Origin of the sequence: Methylophilus sp. (genome assembly GCF_035460085.1) — a bacterium.
Lineage (GTDB): Bacteria > Pseudomonadota > Gammaproteobacteria > Burkholderiales > Methylophilaceae > Methylophilus.
In genome coordinates, this window is sequence record NZ_DATHWZ010000089.1 from 26,394 (window position 1) to 44,080 (window position 17,687).

A 17,687-nucleotide genomic window follows, 5' to 3' on the forward strand; every position below is an offset into this window, starting at 1 on the left:
TGGATTCATGACACAGATTTTTAATTTTTCAGCAGGTCCGGCAGTTTTACCAAAACCCGTTCTGGAGCGCGCGCAAGCTGAAATGCTTGATTGGCATGGCAGTGGCATGAGTGTGATGGAAATGTCACACCGCGGTAAGGAATTCACCAGTATCCTGGAGAAAACCGAAGCCGATTTTCGACAGTTGCTGGCTATTCCGTCCAATTACAAGGTGCTGTTTTTGCAAGGCGGCGCTATTGGTGAAAATGCCATCATCCCGATGAATTTGCTGAATGGAAAATCGGCGGATTATGTGGTCACAGGCTCCTGGAGCAAGCGCAGTGTGCAAGATGCCAAAGTCTATGGGCAGATCAATATTGCAGCCACCGCAGAAGCAGATAACTTCACGCATGTGCCGTCATTTTCAAAGTGGCAGCTGAATAAAGAGGCTGCCTACGTGCATTACTGCACCAATGAGACGATTAATGGTGTTGAGTTTGTGGATGTGCCTGAGACAAACGGCGTGCCTATCGTCGCTGATATGTCTTCGCATATTCTTTCGCGCCCGATTGATGTATCAAAATATGGCGTGATTTATGGTGGCGCACAAAAGAATATCGGCCCCGCGGGTTTATGCCTGGTGATTGTGCGCGAAGACTTACTCGAACAAGCTTCACCGTTGACGCCTGCCGTATTCCACTGGAAAACCCAGGCTGAAAACCAGAGCATGATCAATACGCCGCCGACGTATAGTATTTACATCGCCGGCCTCGTATTTGAGTGGTTACTGGCACAAGGTGGCGTTGAGGCGATTGAAAAAGTGAATATTACCAAAGCAAACTTGTTGTACGACTACGTCGATCAAACTGAGTTTTACTACAATCCGATTGAGCCTGCGTACCGTTCACGTATGAATATTCCGTTCCGTTTACGCGATGAAAGCTTGAATGATTCTTTCCTGAAGGAAGCGGATGTGCGTGGTTTGCTGCAATTAAAAGGTCACCGTTCAGTTGGCGGTATGCGTGCCAGTATTTACAATGCCATGCCGATAGAAGGTGTGAAAGCATTAGTTGCTTTTATGCAGGAATTCGAAAAAAATAATTCCTAATTTACATTAAGTATAATTCTTAAATGTCTGATTTATTAAAACAATTTAGAGATAAAATTGACGCTATCGATGCCCAGTTATTGGCATTGGTGAACGAGCGTGCAGCTTTGGCGCGTGAAATCGGGCATTTAAAAGATGATGGTGTGATTTACCGCCCGGAGCGCGAGGCGCAAGTCATACGCCGTTTGCAAGCCGAGAATCAAGGGCCGTTGTCACCTGAAGCCGTCAGCTATATTTTCCGTGCCGTGATGTCTAATTGCCGTGCGCTGGAAAAAGAATTATCAATCGCTTTTTTAGGCCCTTTAGGCACATACAGTGAAGAGGCTGCCCTCAAGCAGTTTGGAGAAGGGCGCCAGGCAGTCGTTTGCGCCAGCATAGATGAAGTTTTCCGCACGGTGGAAGCTGGCCAGGCAGATTACGGGATTGTGCCGGTAGAGAACTCAACCGAGGGTGCGGTTGGTATCACACTGGATTTACTGCTGGCGAGTGCATTACAAGTCGTTGGTGAAGTCACTCTGCCCGTGCATCACTGCCTGCTGTCAGCCCAACAGGATATTTCACAAATCTCGCATGTGTTCTCGCATGCGCAATCCTTATCGCAATGCCATGAGTGGTTGAATAAGGTGCTGCCCAGCGTAGAGCGTGAAGCGGTGACCAGCAATGCCCGCGCAGCGCAGATGATTCATGAACTGGTTGCGACGCAAGGTACGTTTGCTGCTGCGATTGCGAGCAAGCGGGCGGCTGAGCTATTTGATTTGCATATCCTTGCTGAAAATATTGAAGATGACCCAAAAAACACTACGCGTTTCCTTGTGATAGGTAATCATAGCGTTGCGCCATCAGGTCAAGACAAGACATCCCTGGTGATGAGTGCACACAATAAACCAGGCGCAGTTTTGCAGTTGCTGGAGCCATTGTCACGGCATGGGGTCAGTATGACCAAGCTTGAGTCCCGGCCTTCACGCCAGAATTTATGGAATTACGTATTTTTTGTCGATATCGAAGGGCATCAGCAGGCGCCTTCTGTGCAAGCGGCACTGAAAGAATTAACTGAACGCGCCACATTCCTCAAAGTGTTGGGTTCATACCCAACCGCGATTATTTAAACTGTTAAAAATATGTCTGATTCTTCAAAGCTTTCTTATTTGTCAGCATTGGCGCCAGCCAATATCCGTGCGATTGCCCCTTATCAAGGTGGAAAGCCTATCAGTGAGCTTGCTCGCGAAATGGGATTAAATGAAGCGGATATCGTGAAACTGGCCTCAAACGAAAACCCGCTAGGCATGAGCCCTAAAGCGCAAATGGCGCTTGAAGAGGCCATTTACGAAATCGCGCGTTATCCTGACGGTAATAGTTTTGCTTTACGTGATGCGGTGAGCCACAAATATCAAGTAAAACCGGATCAGATTGTATTTGGTAACGGATCTAATGACATACTGGAGTTGGCAGCACGTGCATTTCTAACCGCCGGTGATGAGGTGATTTATTCGCAGCATGCCTTTGCTGTGTATCCACTGGTGACGCAAGCGGCCGGTGCAACTGGAGTAATAGTCCCTGCAGTGGATTTTGGTCACGATTTAGTTGGCTTTTCAAAAGCCATTACACCAAAAACCAAACTGATTTTTGTCGCCAACCCGAATAATCCGACCGGCACATTGATTTCCAAAGCTGTATTAAAAGACTTTCTGCAAACAGTACCGAAAAATATTGTGGTTGTACTCGATGAAGCTTACGACGAATATCTGTCGGCTGCCGATAAGTCTGAAGCGATTGATTGGCTGGCGGCATTTGAAAACCTGATTATTTCACGCACGTTCTCGAAGGCTTATGGCCTGGCAGGCTTGCGGGTGGGTTTTGGGCTTATGCATGCAAGCTTGGCTGACCTGATGAATCGCGTACGCCAACCGTTTAATGTAAACAGCCTGGCCCAAGTGGCCGCCACTGTGTCTTTGCAGGATGAAGACTTTGTCGCGCGTAGTTATGCGGCCAATCAGGCCGGCATGACGCAAGTGACACAAGGCCTAACAAAACTAGGCCTGGAGTTTATTCCTTCTTTTGGCAACTTTGTCAGTTTTAAGGTGACCAATGCGAGCGCAGTCAATCAGGCTTTGTTGAAACAAGGCGTGATTGTGCGGCCGGTAGCCAATTATGAAATGCCGGATTATTTGCGCGTGAGTATTGGTTTGTATAGTGAAAATGCACGTTTCCTGGAAGTGCTGGAACAGATTTTGAAGTCATGAATACCTATGAAAAATTAGCCACCGACGATGTTCGGGTGCTCGAAGTTAAACCTCTGGTTAAACCGGCGGAGCTATTGTCACGCCTACAGGAAAGCAATACCACTACCCAGAATATCCTGCAAACGCGTACGGCGATTCATCATATTCTGCATCAAGGCGATGACCGCCTGGTGGTGATTGTCGGGCCGTGTTCGATTCATGACACGGATGCCGGCATGGAATACGCAAAACGCCTGCTTGAAGTGCGTAAGAGACTTGGCAATGAGCTAGTAATTGTAATGCGGGTATATTTTGAAAAACCGCGAACCACTGTCGGCTGGAAAGGGTTGATCAATGATCCGCACCTGGATGGCACTTATGACATTAACTTAGGGTTGGAAAAAGCACGTCGCTTTTTGCTGGAAGTGAATGAAATCGGCATGCCGGCTGCGACTGAATTCCTGGATGTGGTGTCGCCCCAATACACTGCCGATTTAGTCAGTTGGGGGGCCATTGGCGCACGCACAACAGAATCCCAGATTCACCGCGAACTGGCTTCAGGTCTATCCTGCCCGGTCGGATTCAAGAATGGTACTGATGGTGGCGCTAAAGTAGCGATCGACGCGATTAAAACAGCTGCAAGCCCGCATCATTTCTTGTCTGTGACCAAAGAGGGCGAGTCAGGAATTTTTGCGACCAAAGGTAATGAGGATTGCCATGTCATTTTACGTGGCGGCAAATTACCGAATTTCGATGCCCAGAGTATTGGTGAAGTCTGTGATCAATTAGCTGATGCTGGCCTCGCACCTGTGTTGATGGTGGATTGTAGTCATGGCAATAGCCAAAAGCAGTACAAAAATCAGATTGCAGTAGTTGATGATATCTCTGGCCAGATTGCCGGTGGGGACAGTCGTATTATTGGTGTGATGCTGGAGTCGCATCTTAACGAAGGCCGTCAGGATCACTCTCCAGGGTGCACGTTGAATTATGGACAATCCATTACCGATGCCTGTCTGGGTTGGGAGGACTCGGTAGCTGTACTCGAAAAATTGGCGATTGCAGTCAAGTTCAGACGCGAAAAATTGGCTGAAGAAGACTAATCCAGTTAGTCCTGCGCAAATTAAAAACCGCATTATTCAATGCGGTTTTTTTATTTTATAGCGCGCTATGACTGTGCTCATGAAAATCATGAGCAGGGAATCATTGTCAGTAGCAGGGTGAACTTGCAACGCATGCGTATGATGCGAGTCATACTTTACAGGCAAGAGTCATTGCTCATTGCCGCACGAAGAGTTATCTACGATGGTGAGTGAATTATTGTATGATGGCTTTCGTTACCTCAAAAATGATTAAAACAAGAAGCGATTTATGTATATACACGTGTTGGGTGCTGGTGCTGGCGGGGGTTTCCCGCAATGGAACTGTAACTGTGAAAACTGTGATGGCTTGCGCAAAGGCACGATTAAAGCCACGCGTCGTACACAGTCTTCTATTTGTGTGTCAAGTAATGGCGTCGATTGGGTGTTGTTCAATACTTCACCGGATATCTTGCAGCAAATCCAGGAGTTCCCACCTTTACAGCCAGGCCGTGCCATCCGTGATAGCGGTATCCAGGCCATTATTTTAATCGACGCCCAGATTGACCACACCACTGGCCTGTTCATGCTGCGTGAAGGCCAAGTCAAGCGTGAAATATACTGTACCAAAATGGTGTATGAAGACTTGACCAGTGGTAACCAGATTCTGAATATTCTTGGCCATTACTGCGGTGTTAATCATCATGAAATACCGATTGATGCGAATGATATCAGCCAAGCTAACAGTTTTGAGATACCAGGCGTGCCGAATTTGCGGTTTACCGCAGTGGCATTAAAAAGCGCTGCGCCGCCTTATTCACCGCATCGCAATGATCCGCATCCTGGCGACACTATCGGTGTCTTGATCGAAGAAATCAGCACTGGCAAGAAATGCTGGTATTCACCTGGTTTAGGTGAGATCGAGCCACATTTACCGGCATTGATGAACCAGGCGGATTGCATCATGGTAGATGGTACTTTCTGGACCAATACCGAAATGCTTGATATGGGGTTAATGACTAAAACCGCGCGTAGCATAGGCCATAATCCACAATCGGGCCCCGGTGGCATGATTGAAGAGCTCGACAAGTTCGGTTCAGATAAACCAGTACGCAAAGTGCTGATCCATATCAATAATACCAACCCGATTTTAAGGGAAGATTCTGCCGAGCGCGCCATCCTTAACGATCACAAGATCGAGGTGGCGTATGACGGTATGGATATCATTCTTTAGGAGAGCATCATGAATGCAGTGACTCAGGCACAATTGCCATGGACACGGGAAGAGTTCGAAGCCAGGCTACGTGAAAAAGGACAGGGTTACCATATCTATCATCCATTCCATGTGATGATGTATGAAGGCAAGCTGACTAAAGAGCAGTTGCAATGCTGGGTGGCCAACCGTTTTTATTACCAGATTGCGATCCCGATGAAGGATGCGGCCATCTTATCCAACTGTCCTGACAAGGAAGTGCGCAAGCAATGGATAGTCCGCATTACGGACCATGATGGTGTGGATGACCAGATTGGCGGTATTGAAGCATGGATCAAACTGGGCGAAGCTGTGGGATTGACGCGGGAGCAAGTAACCAGTCTTGAATTAGTCTCACCAGGTGTGCGTTTCGCGGTGGATGCTTACATCAATTTCGCCAAACAGCGCTCATGGCAAGAAAGTGTCTGCTCAAGCCTGACCGAGTTGTTTGCGCCGCATATTCATCAGCAACGTATCAGTTCCTGGCCGAGCATGTATCCGTGGGTGAAAGAAGAAGGCCTGATGTACTTTAAAAAGCGCCTGACCGAAGCTCGCCGCGATGTAGAACAAGGTTTGGGTGTGACCTTAGACTATTTCAGTACCTCGCGCGACATGCAATTAAAAGCGCTGGATATCCTGCAATTCAAGCTCAATGTACTCTGGGTGATTGCGGATTCAATTATGCTCGCTTCAACTGACATTAAAACCGAAGGTCGCGATTATGTACGCCAGCCGGTGATCAAGATTGAAAACTAAGTACTGGATTGGCTTGAGCATTTGAAAGTAGACAGATGGAAAACAATATTCAACATACAGATATTTATGCGATTGCATTACACCACCGCTTTCAGTGGGAAGAAGCCCAGCAGAGCTACGTCATCCTGTTTCCGGAAGGCATGGTGAAATTGCATGGTGGTGCCGGAGAAATTTTGAAGCGCTTGGATGGAAAAGCAAGTGTAGGCGACATTGTTACCGAATTAAAAGCTGCGTTTCCGGATGCAGAAGGTATTGAAGCCGATATTCTCGGCATGTTTGACCTGGCTGTAGGCAAAGCCTGGTTACGCAGGGTGAATTGATCCGCAAGGAGAGCATCATGGCACAATTGAATAATGGAGTTGCAGCAAATGTTACGCATAAACAGCCGCTATGGCTGTTGGCAGAGGTGACCTACCGTTGCCCGCTGCATTGTGCTTTTTGCTACAACCCGACTGATTATGACAAACACACCAAAAATGAATTAAGTACCGAACAATGGATCAGTGCCTTACGCGATGCGCGTAAAATGGGTGCGATCCAGTTAGGGATTTCGGGTGGTGAGCCTTTGTTGCGTGATGATATTGAAGAAATCGTCGCCGAAGCTCATAAACTTGGTTATTACAGCAACCTGATCACTTCAGGTGTCGGCCTGACTGAAAAACGCATCCAGGCATTTAAAGAGGGCGGCCTGGATCACATTCAGCTCTCCATGCATGATGTGACTGAAGACATCAGCAACTTTATCACTGACACCCGTACTTTCGAGTTGAAGAAAAAAGTCGCGGCCATGATCAAGGCACATGGTTATCCAATGGTGCTGAATGTGGTGATCCACCGCTACAACATTGACCAGGTAGGTAAAATCCTGGAAATGGCAGAAGCGCTAGGTGCCGACTATGTTGAGCTTGCCAATACCCAATACTATGGTTGGAGCCTGGTTAACCGTGACCAATTGATGCCAACACGCGAACAGTTAAACAACGCTGAAGCTGCGACCAATGCTTTCAGGGAGCGCGTCGGTAACAAAATGAAAGTGTTTTTTGTGGTGCCGGATTATTTTGCCGACCGGCCGAAAAAATGCATGAACGGCTGGGGCGAGGTCTTTATGATTGTCACTGCCAATGGCGATGTCCTGCCATGTCATTCTGCCCGCGTATTACCAGGGATGGAATTTCCCAATGTGCGTGAAAACGGCCTGGAATGGGCCTGGAAAGAGTCGCCAGCATTTACAAAGTATCGTGGTAAGGACTGGATGAAAGAGCCATGCCGTAGCTGCGATGAGCAGGATAATGATTTGGGTGGTTGCCGATGCCAGTCCTATATACTTAGTGGCGATGCGGAAATGGCTGACCCGGTATGTACCAAATCACCTAACCGTCATCTAATCGATGAAGCATTGTTAAGCTCGCAAAATCCGCTGGTCCGTGAGCAGCCGATCATTTTCCGCACCGACAAAAACTCCAAAAAATATGTGGAAGGCGATAAGGAAAGAATTGAACAGTTCCACGCTTTGCCCTAACGCGGCATCGAGCAAGTTCCTGCAATATGATTTATCATCTACAGGTGCCACACGGCACCTGTATTCTTTTTAAGAAAGCCACCTATTTTGATCTCACGCTCTTCCGTCCTGGTGCTGGTACTTGCCACACTGGCGGCACTTGCTCCATTTGCGATTGATACCTATCTGCCCGCTTTTCACATAATGGCTGCCGAGTTCGGTACCGATGGCCTGGCGATCCAGCAAAGCCTGACTTTTTATTTATTACCTTATGCGTTGATGACCTTATTTCATGGTGCGATTTCAGATGCGATAGGACGGATCAAAACCATCAAATGGGGCCTGGCTGTTTTTGTAATAGCCAGTATCGGCTGTGCTTTTGCACCGAACATACAAACACTATGGTTGTTCCGCGCCCTGCAAGGGGTGAGCGGTGGGGCTGGTAATACGGTTGCGCGTGCAATGGTGCGCGATCTTTTTTCCGGTGCTCAAGCACAAAAGGTCATGGCCACCGTGCAATTGCTATTCGGCATCGCACCGGCGGTCGCACCGATACTGGGAGGCATTTTGCTTGGGATACACTGGCAGGCGATTTTTGTATTCCTGGCGCTGTATGCTGCCATCGCGTTATGGGCTGCCACCCGCTATCTACCAGAAACCATGACTGCAGACAAACGGGTGCCACTTTCCTTCACCGGCATTAAAGACACTTACATGATCATGCTGAAAAATCGTATGTTTGTTGTGCTGATCACCTGCCTTGGACTTAATTTTTCTGCTTTTTTTATTTATGTGCTGGCCAGTCCGGTTTTCCTGGTCGAACACCTGCATTTAAGCAGCCAGCAGTTTGGGTTCCTCTTTATCCCTACAGTCACCGGTATGATGCTGGGTTCCTGGATTTCCCGGCATTCCGCAGGAAAAATATCCCCAGCCAATTTGCTGCGCTGGTCATTTATGTGGATGGTACTTATCGCCAGCGGCAATGTCGCTGTACAACTATGGGCCATGCATGCGATTCACCATGTTTGGTGGCTGGCCATTCTGCCTATCGCGCTGTTTAACATAGGCATGGCTGCCGCGATGCCGGTGCTTTCGATTGCTGCGCTGGATTGTTTCCCGAAAGTGCGCGGTACTGCTGCCTCAGCGCAGGCATTTATGCAAATGCTCTGTTCTACCATTAGCTCCGCGTTGATTGTCCCGCTGATGTGGGATTCACCGCTAAAACTGGCAGCAACTATGTTGTGCATGACCTTGCTTAGTGCCATTTCACTATTGATTGTGCGTCGCCAGTTGGCGCCAAGCGGCAATTAACCTGGCACAGTGAAACTGAAAGATATGGGGCATTCACTGATTTAATCGCTTATTTGAAATGTGGCAGCCTGTTTTATGATGGATTATAAATAGCTGACCATACGGCAGTAATAATCAGTAAAGCAGATGGGAGTCACAATGGAAATATCCAGAGAAGAAGAGGCACAAAAGGCTTATGTAAAACTGCTTACCGGCCAGGGCGTGAGCCAGCGCGTATTAATTCAGCGTGAATTCACCATCATCCGTTTAAGCGCGTTTTTAAAAGATACTCCCTGTACAGGCACTGATTACCGTCACGCGGTCGACCGTTTTATTGCGAGTATCGACACCGCAGAGATTCCAATGGTGTTACCTGTCATCCGTGACTTTTTCTCATTCTGGGTACGTGATATCAAGGCAATTGCTGCGATGAGCCAGGCTAAAGTATTCAACGGCAATGTGCCAGTAGCGACGGCGACGCAAGATGAATTGTTCAAGCATTGGTATGATTTGGACAAGACTTTGATGTCCAGTATTGAGAAGCATATATTGGAAGCTTTCCTCACAGACTCACAAGACAAAGGGTTTGACCCCGCAGCCTTTAAAGAACGCATGCGTATGGCAAAATGCCTGTTGCTCACGCTACGCACTGTTCCACACAAACAATCGCATAGCTATCGCCTGATGGTGGATAGAAACTTGCCATTATTCAATGCGCTGGGTAACCAGCATACTTTTTTAAGTGTAGCGCGTGAATTTTACTATTTCTGGCGTGGCGATATGTTGAAACCACAACAGACGCAAGTGCCCGTGAAGCCTAGACCTAAGACGCAAGAAATGGCCATGGCTGCTTAGTCAGTGCATCTGAAAGCTAAATTCAGTGAATTAGTTTAAGGATTAGTCAAAACGCCAGCCTTAGCGCTGGCGTATTTTTTGCAGAATCAGCGCAGAAAGCTCTTCAATCGAACGGCTGGTAGAGTCAGCCCAGGTGATGTTGTAGCGACGCATCATGTCCTCTGCCTTTTCAATCTCTTTGCGGCAGTTATCCAGCGAAGCATAAAAGCTGTCAGGGCGACGCTCACTACGTACCGAATGCAGGCGTTCTGGCTTGATGGTCAGCCCGAAGATCTTGTCTATATTCTTTTCTACCGCGGCAGGAAACGAGCCACGTTCGAAATCTTCCGGGATCAATGGGTAATTGGCGGCTTTGATACCAAATTGCATGGCCAGATAAATGCTGGTTGGCGTTTTACCACAGCGTGACACACCAATCAGAATCACTTCAGCTTCATCCAAGCCGGTATTGGTCATGCCATCATCATGGTTCAGGGTGAAGTTAATCGCTTCCATACGCTCGTGGTAGCTATTACCCATGGAGCTGTAGGCAATGCTGGCACCTGTGAGTGGCTCCTGGTTAAGCTCGGAACCAAGAGGGTAGATAAAGCGGTGGAACAGATCAATAAAGTAGGCATTGGCCTGTTTCAGACGATTTCTATGCTCCCCGTTACCGACTGACATAATTACAATCGGCCGGATACCATCCTGATCTGCTACCTTCTGGATATGCTCGAAACCAGCCTGTACCTTTTCATCATTATCGGTGAAAGGCAGGCGGGTGGTAGTGAATTTAGTATTGGGAAAGTGCTCCAGCAGCTTGCTTAAGGCCCCCGCAGTAATTCCCGTACCATCAGAAATAATAAAAACAGAACGGTAATTCATGCGATTGCCTTAAGTGTGTCACTATAAAATTATTTTTTAGTCAAACGCTGCCATGTTGCAACCACAGTATCCGGGTTAAGGGATACAGATTGAATGCCTTCGGCTACCAGCCATTCGGCAAAATCTTCGTGGTCAGATGGGCCTTGGCCGCAGATGCCGACATATTTACCTAAACGGTTACAGGTATTGATCGCCATCTTCAGTAACACTTTCACTGCATCATTGCGTTCATCAAAACCATCTGCCAGGATGCCTGAGTCCCGGTCCATACCAAGTGTCAGCTGTGTCAGGTCATTGGAACCGATAGAGAATCCATCGAAGTATTCAAGGAACTGTTCAGCCAGCAGGGCATTGGCTGGAATTTCGCACATCATAATCAGGCGCAAACCATTCTCGCCGCGTTTGAGGCCATTGGCTTCCATGATTTCAGTCACGGCACGTGCTTCTTCTAGTGTACGTACGAAAGGAATCATCAATTCCACGTTAACCAGTCCCATTTCGTCGCGGACTTTTTTCATGGCCTGACATTCCATGGCGAAACACTCTTTAAAGTCTTCAGCCATGTAACGTGCCGCACCACGGAAGCCGATCATCGGGTTTTCTTCATCTGGCTCGTAAATATCGCCGCCAACCAGTTTCTTGTATTCGTTAGACTTGAAGTCCGAAGTGCGAACAATCACTGGTTTTGGATAGAAGGCAGCAGCAATCGTAGCTACACCCTCTGCCACTTTATCAATATAGAACTGTTTCGGGCTGGCATATCCACGCGCACGATTCTGGATCGTGGTCTGGATAGCTTTTGGCATGGCTTCGAAGTTCAGGATCGCTTTAGGATGAATACCGACCATATTGTTGATCACGAATTCCAGACGCGCCAGGCCAACGCCATCATTTGGCGTTTGCGCAAACGTAAATGCCATATCCGGATTACCCACATTCATCATGATTTTGCATGGTGGTTTGGATAATGCGTTGTTTGCTTGGGTGTTTACTTCAAAATCCAATGCGCCGTGATACACAAATCCTGTTTCACCTTCTGCACACGACACCGTCACGATTTCACCATCACGCAGCAGGTCAGTGGCGTTGACTGAGCCGACGATTGCAGGGATACCTAATTCACGCGCAATAATCGCTGCGTGGCAGGTACGACCACCCCGGTTGGTGACCAATGCACTGGCACGTTTCATGACAGGCTCCCAGTTAGGGTCTGTCATGTCGGCAACTAATACGTCACCCGGTTGTACTTCATGCATGTCGGCTGGATCCAGTACGATACGCACTGGGCCAACGCCCACTTTTTGTGTCACGGCACGACCGGCAACCACTGGCACTGAAGCATGTTTTTGCAGTTTGAATGTTTCAGTAACATTCTTGGCTGCTTCCTGGGATTTCACGGTTTCCGGACGGGCTTGCAGGATATACAGTTTGTTATCCAAACCGTTTTTACCCCACTCGATGTCCATTGGGCAGCCGTAATGCTGTTCAATGGTGATCGCATAACCTGCTAATTCCAAGATATCCGCATCATTCAGAGAATAGCGATTAGACTCAGCTGCGTCGACTGGCACCGTATTGGTAGATTTACCAGCCTGGGTCGCGTCAGAAAACACCATTTTGATCAATTTTGAACCCATGGTGCGACGTACAATCGCCGGTTTTCCCTGGTTGAGCAACGGCTTGTGTACGTAGAATTCGTCAGGGTTGACCGCACCTTGCACCACTGTTTCGCCCAGGCCGTAGGAAGCCGTGATGAACGCAACATCTTTATGACCGGATTCTGTATCAATGGTAAACATGACGCCAGCACAGCCAATATCTGAACGCACCATCTGCTGTACGCCAGCTGACAGCGCAACATCTGCATGTACGAAGCCTTTATGTACGCGGTATGAAATCGCGCGGTCATTATATAGTGACGCGAATACTTCTTTAATGGCGTGGGTGATATTCTCCAGGCCATGGATATTCAAAAAGCTTTCTTGTTGACCTGCGAAAGAAGCATCAGGCAAATCTTCAGCAGTTGCGGATGAACGCACGGCGAAGGTGGTTCCAGTCGCTGATTTTTTAATGAGGGTTTCGTAATTTTCAGCGATTGCGGAATGCAGTGCCGGAGGAAACTCCGCTTCCATGATCCACTGGCGGATCTGGCTGCCGCATTTTGCTAATGCTTGCGTATCATCAGCATTTAGTTTATCGAGCAAGTCATTGATTTTTTTATCTAAGCCGTTCTGAGATAAAAATTCACGGTATGCATCAGCCGTTGTTGCAAAGCCTGTCGGCACGCGTACACCCTTGGCACTTAGCTGAGAAATCATTTCACCCAAAGAAGCATTCTTGCCACCGACTGACGGCACATCGCTATTTCTGAGATTCTCGAATGGAATAACATGACTTACCATATAAACCCTTAATTGTTTTAAATCAGATGATATCTATCGCCGATGAAATAACTCACCGAGAGCAATGGATCGAATTCGATAAAGTGAGGTTTACTCTTGAGCACAACCTGTTTCAAGGAATTACTTTTATCCAAGCATTATGCCAAAATCATGTTTTAATGTCACGTCAGCTTCGCTCTGACAACCTATATTTTTCAGCATCAGTATAATTTGCCGTTATGAATGCAGCGAACTCTCCGATCCGCGCGGTCAGCGTGACTACCTATGGTCGATTACATCTTGGCTTTTTTGATTTAAGTGGTCAAGTCCAGCGCCGTTTTGGTAGCGTAGGGGTGGCCATTGATGCTTACCAAACCGCGCTCACCATTTCAAGACAATCCCAACAAAGTGATATTGATCCATGGGCAGTCAATATTTTGCAACAGCATTTGAAATCTGTTGCTGCAGATAACCAGGATGATCAGCTTGATTTAAATATTCACCAGGCTATTCCCCGACACAGTGGCCTTGGTTCCGGTACGCAAATGGCGCTAGCGATTGGTACAGGAGTGAATACACTTCTGAATCAGCCAATATACAGCGCCAATATTGCTGCCATTCATCATCGTGGGGGGCGCTCAGGGATAGGCATCGCTACCTTTGACCATGGTGGATTAGTAGTCGATGGTGGTCGCGGCCCGGAAACCATCGTTCCGCCGTTGCTGGCACGCCATGCATTTCCTGCTGAATGGCATTTTTTATTGATTGTTGATCAAAGCCGTGATGGCTTGCATGGTAACGGTGAAAAAACTGCTTTCAAAGCGTTGCCACCACAAACACCAGCAGCCACAAAAGATATTCAGCATCAATTATTGATGCAAGGATTACCGGCATTAGCCGAACGGGATTTCCAGGCTTTTAGTGCGTTTGTAGGTGCGCTGCAACGTTATAACGCCGATTATTTTGCGCCTGCGCAAGGCGGGCCTTATGCGAGCCAGTCAGTCGCGAATATTTTAAATGGCTTTAAGCAGCAGGGTTTTCATGGCGTAGGGCAGACATCCTGGGGGCCTACCGGCTTCGTCTTGCTGCCTTCAAAAGAGGAAGCTATGCAGATACAGGCAGCATTGTTACAGCGATATGCGACAGATCCGCATTTATCATTTATTGTGACCGCTGCCATCAATAATCCAGCGCGGATTGAAGCAAAAATATAGAATAAGCTTTAAGTGATTATTAACCTTAAATAACATATTCGGGAAAAGTGTCTGTTTTTAAGGTCTGCTTTTGATTTTGAACATGTGCATCATTGTGTATATTGCTACGTAATACTATTTAGTAAATGGATTCCACAGGGGGAATAATGAAAAAAACCAGTATTATGCATTTGTTCACAGCCGCGAAAAATGCCAGCCCATTCGATGTGAATATGGCATTTGATGCAGGCTATGAAAAAATTATTTCCTATTCAGATGTGACTTTGAATGAAATTGTAGCCCTAACCCAGGATGCGATTTTTTCACGTAGTCCCAGTGGCCTTAAACAGCAGGCTTTGTTTTTTGGTGGCCGCGATATCCAGGTTGCACTTGAAATGCAGAAACAGGCACGCAGTGCCATGTTTAAACCTTTTGAATGTCATACCTTTTCTGACCCTTCCGGCGCTTTTACCACGGCTGCAGCGATGTTGGCAAAAGTCGATTTCTATTTGCAAAAAACCGGTAGTGGTTTAGGCAAAGAGAAAATCGCTATTTTTGGTGCAAGCGGCACCGTGGGTTCTACTGCTGCACTGATAGCCGCCCGCCAGGGTTCTACCGTTTTAATGGTGGCTCACGCTGGCGTAGACAGTATGCAGGCCTATGTAGACAAGTTATCCAGTAGTTACGATGTGCGTCTGCAAGTGGTGGATGGCAGTTCGGATGAAGCCAAAATTGCGATTTTAAACGAGGCGACAGTGGCTTTATGTGCCACGCCAGCGGGTATACGTGTACTGGAAACGCGCCAGTTTGCACATTCCAAATCATTAAAAGTGGTGGCTGATGTGAATGCGGTACCGCCGTCAGGCATTGAAGGTGTAGATACTTTCTCTAATGGTGGCCTGATCGAGGGTACCCAAGTGGCCGGTTTTGGCGCGCTGGCGATTGGTCAACTGAAGTATGTGACCCAAAACAAGTTGCTGGAACAAATGCTGCAAAGTGAATCCCCTATGCACATTGATTACCACCAGGCGTATGAGTATGCCTGCGCCCACGTAGAGTAATTGCATTTTTGAGGTTGGCAATTGTTTCGCAAAGCGCGCGTATATATTCGGAAATGGCGAAACGCGAAGGTTTTGAAGTCTTAGCGATCGATGCTTTTGCAGACGTTGATACGGTGGCTGCTGCAGATGAGGTATGGCGATTACCTGCACTATGTGAGCAACTTAGTGCTGCTGATTTAAAAGCATTGATAGATAAGCTGGATAGCTGGCAACCGGATTGTTTGCTGATAGGCTCTGGCCTGGAGGCAGATCTCGAAAGTTATGCAAGCCTCTGCCAGCGCTATACATTGTCAGGCAATGCGCCTGCAGTGATTGAACAAGTAAAAAATCCATTTTGGTTAAACACGCATTGTGCTCGCCATCACGTCATGACGCCACATGTGCAGTCACAACCTCCGCAGCAAGGACGCTGGTTGTACAAGACTGCCGGGCAAAGCGGTGGGGCGCATGTGCGTGATTGGAACAAAACTTCAGGTATCAATTCTATTGGGGATGGTTACTGGCAAGCATTTTTGGCTGGTCAGCCTGTAGGTGCGTTGTTTGTGGCAAATAAAAATTCAAGCATGTTGATTGGTGTGCATGCCCTGAAACAACGGCCGGGAATTTATACGTATGCAGGGGTTTCGCGTTTACATGATGCGAAATTAACGCATGCCATGCAGGAATTGCTGGATGCTGTCGTACCAGACTCCGGCCTGATTGGCATTAATAGCTTAGATGCGATCTGGCAAAAAGGCCGTCTGCATGTACTGGAAATCAACCCCAGGCTAAGTGCCAGTATGCGGTTGTATGCGGAGTCACCGTTGATACAGGCGCATCTTGCCAGTTGCCAGGGGAAAGGGATTCCCGAATTACATCCATACGCAATCCATGCCAGTCATTGCATTGTGTATGCAAAGCAAACGATAGAAATAAACCCGTCTGAGCTCCCGGCATGGTTGGAAGACCGGCCTGTTAATGGCACAATTGCTGGAGGCCAGCCAGTATGTAGCCTATATGCAGAAGCAAGCTCAAGGGATGCTGTACAACACATGTTGCAAGATAAAAAAACACAATTAGAGAAACTATGGGGTACTTATGTCTGTGAACACATCGAATTCAACATCCATTAGCGTACAGCAATACAGTGCACCACTGGTCGCACACCTGATTGCCAATGCAGCCGCGTTGGGCTGCCTGGTGACTACGCATGAAAGTGGTGCAACCATCATTGATGCTGGTATTCAATCGCCTGGTGGCCTGGAAGCAGGCCGTATCATCTCCGAGATCTGTATGGGTGGCCTGGGGAGCGTCACACTGCAGCAAGTACCGCAATTCGCCAACTGGCCGTTGAGTGTCGTGGTTACAGCCAGGCAACCAGTGATCGCCTGTTTAGGTAGTCAATATGCCGGTTGGGCATTGTCGCATGAGAAATTTTTCTCACTCGGTAGCGGGCCAGCGCGCGCCATTGCACAGCGCGAAGAGGTTTTTAAGGATATCAACTACAGCGATAAAGGTGAGCAATCGGTATTGGTGCTGGAAACCGATAAAGTCCCGCCAGTGGAAGTGATTGAGAAAGTTGCCAGGGACACTGGCCTGCCAGCCAATAAGCTAACGTTCATCCTTACCCCTACACGCAGTATTGCTGGTTCTTTGCAAGTCACCGCCCGCGTGCTTGAAGTCGCCTTGCATAAATGCCATACCCTGCATTTTGATCTGAATGCGATTGTCGATGGCTATGGTGTTGCGCCGGTGCCAGCGCCATCACCAGATTTTATGACCGGCATGGGGCGCACCAATGATGCGATTTTGTTCGGGGGCTTCGTCCAGTTATTTGTGAACGCTGAAGATGCTGCCGCTGAACAACTGGCGCAACAATTACCTTCTTCGGCTTCAAAAGATTATGGACGTCCTTTTGCTGAAGTGTTTAAAGCCGTGAATATGGATTTCTACCAGATTGACCCTATGCTGTTTTCACCGGCCAAAGTCAGTGTGACTAATCTGAAATCAGGCCGGACTTTCTTTGCCGGACAGTTCAATGAAGCACTACTCAACCAGTCTTTTGGTGGATAATTATCCATACTAATAATATAGATATGCAAGTGGCAGGGTGATGAAGGCTAGGTACGCAAACTTAATAGTTGCACTTAGTAATTAAAGTTTAAGAACCTTGCCG

The 17,687-nt window shown here is 47.7% G+C and carries 16 protein-coding genes; 14 read left to right on the forward strand and 2 right to left on the reverse strand.

The window, feature by feature from the left end; translation table 11 throughout:
- Positions 1-7: 7 nt before the first annotated feature.
- The 10 genes from serC to VK958_RS12280 all read left to right on the forward strand — a co-directional run bounded on the left by serC (position 8) and on the right by VK958_RS12280 (position 10,033).
- Entirely contained in the window at positions 8-1,087 is a 1,080-nt protein-coding gene (serC, locus tag VK958_RS12235; protein ID WP_325241731.1) for a 3-phosphoserine/phosphohydroxythreonine transaminase, read from the forward strand.
- Between the two features lie 23 nt (positions 1,088-1,110).
- Positions 1,111-2,193 (forward strand): prephenate dehydratase, encoded by a 1,083-nt coding sequence (pheA, locus tag VK958_RS12240; protein WP_325241733.1) that lies wholly within the window; start codon positions 1,111-1,113, stop codon positions 2,191-2,193.
- 12 nt (positions 2,194-2,205) lie between these two features.
- Positions 2,206-3,327 carry a histidinol-phosphate transaminase gene (hisC, locus tag VK958_RS12245; protein ID WP_325241735.1) on the forward strand — a complete coding sequence of 374 codons (1,122 nt, stop codon included), beginning with the start codon at positions 2,206-2,208 and terminating at the stop codon, positions 3,325-3,327.
- Positions 3,324-4,406, forward strand: coding sequence for a 3-deoxy-7-phosphoheptulonate synthase (locus tag VK958_RS12250; RefSeq protein WP_325241737.1), 1,083 nt, complete (start codon positions 3,324-3,326; stop codon positions 4,404-4,406). Before hisC ends, VK958_RS12250 begins: the two co-directional genes overlap by 4 nt.
- A 268-nt stretch (positions 4,407-4,674) precedes the next feature.
- A complete protein-coding gene (gene pqqB / locus VK958_RS12255; RefSeq protein WP_325241739.1) occupies positions 4,675-5,616 on the forward strand; it encodes a pyrroloquinoline quinone biosynthesis protein PqqB in 942 nt (313 codons plus the stop codon).
- A 9-nt stretch (positions 5,617-5,625) separates the two neighbouring features.
- A complete protein-coding gene (gene pqqC, locus VK958_RS12260) occupies positions 5,626-6,390 on the forward strand; it encodes a pyrroloquinoline-quinone synthase PqqC (RefSeq protein WP_325241741.1) in 765 nt (254 codons plus the stop codon).
- A gap of 35 nt (positions 6,391-6,425) precedes the next feature.
- Positions 6,426-6,710, forward strand: coding sequence for a pyrroloquinoline quinone biosynthesis peptide chaperone PqqD (gene pqqD / locus VK958_RS12265; RefSeq protein WP_325241743.1), 285 nt, complete (start codon positions 6,426-6,428; stop codon positions 6,708-6,710).
- Positions 6,711-6,727: 17 nt separating this feature from the next.
- The gene (pqqE, locus tag VK958_RS12270; protein WP_325241745.1) at positions 6,728-7,909 is read left to right on the forward strand and encodes a pyrroloquinoline quinone biosynthesis protein PqqE; all 1,182 of its coding nucleotides are present in this window, start codon (positions 6,728-6,730) and stop codon (positions 7,907-7,909) included.
- A gap of 84 nt (positions 7,910-7,993) precedes the next feature.
- Positions 7,994-9,199 (forward strand): multidrug effflux MFS transporter, encoded by a 1,206-nt coding sequence (locus tag VK958_RS12275; RefSeq protein WP_325241894.1) that lies wholly within the window; start codon positions 7,994-7,996, stop codon positions 9,197-9,199.
- 138 nt (positions 9,200-9,337) lie between these two features.
- Positions 9,338-10,033 carry a hypothetical protein gene (locus VK958_RS12280; RefSeq protein ID WP_325241747.1) on the forward strand — a complete coding sequence of 232 codons (696 nt, stop codon included), beginning with the start codon at positions 9,338-9,340 and terminating at the stop codon, positions 10,031-10,033.
- A gap of 60 nt (positions 10,034-10,093) precedes the next feature.
- On the opposite strand, the gene VK958_RS12285 is transcribed toward VK958_RS12280, so the two are convergent.
- A complete protein-coding gene (locus tag VK958_RS12285) occupies positions 10,094-10,897 on the reverse strand; it encodes a pyruvate, water dikinase regulatory protein (protein ID WP_325241748.1) in 804 nt (267 codons plus the stop codon).
- Between the two features lie 29 nt (positions 10,898-10,926).
- Complete coding sequence (ppsA, locus tag VK958_RS12290) at positions 10,927-13,299, reverse strand: phosphoenolpyruvate synthase (RefSeq protein ID WP_325241750.1); 2,373 nt, start codon at positions 13,297-13,299, stop codon at positions 10,927-10,929.
- Positions 13,300-13,517: 218 nt separating this feature from the next.
- On the opposite strand from ppsA, the gene VK958_RS12295 reads away from it, so the two are divergent.
- From VK958_RS12295 to mch, 4 genes are all read left to right on the forward strand, one after another.
- The gene (locus VK958_RS12295; protein WP_325241752.1) at positions 13,518-14,492 is read left to right on the forward strand and encodes a beta-ribofuranosylaminobenzene 5'-phosphate synthase family protein; all 975 of its coding nucleotides are present in this window, start codon (positions 13,518-13,520) and stop codon (positions 14,490-14,492) included.
- Positions 14,493-14,638: 146 nt separating this feature from the next.
- Positions 14,639-15,532, forward strand: coding sequence for an NAD(P)-dependent methylenetetrahydromethanopterin dehydrogenase (locus tag VK958_RS12300; RefSeq protein WP_325241754.1), 894 nt, complete (start codon positions 14,639-14,641; stop codon positions 15,530-15,532).
- Positions 15,533-15,585: 53 nt separating this feature from the next.
- A complete protein-coding gene (locus tag VK958_RS12305; RefSeq protein WP_325241756.1) occupies positions 15,586-16,644 on the forward strand; it encodes an ATP-grasp domain-containing protein in 1,059 nt (352 codons plus the stop codon).
- Positions 16,610-17,584 (forward strand): methenyltetrahydromethanopterin cyclohydrolase, encoded by a 975-nt coding sequence (gene mch, locus VK958_RS12310; RefSeq protein ID WP_325241758.1) that lies wholly within the window; start codon positions 16,610-16,612, stop codon positions 17,582-17,584. The genes VK958_RS12305 and mch overlap by 35 nt, the downstream gene beginning before the upstream one ends.
- Positions 17,585-17,687 lie beyond the last annotated feature (103 nt).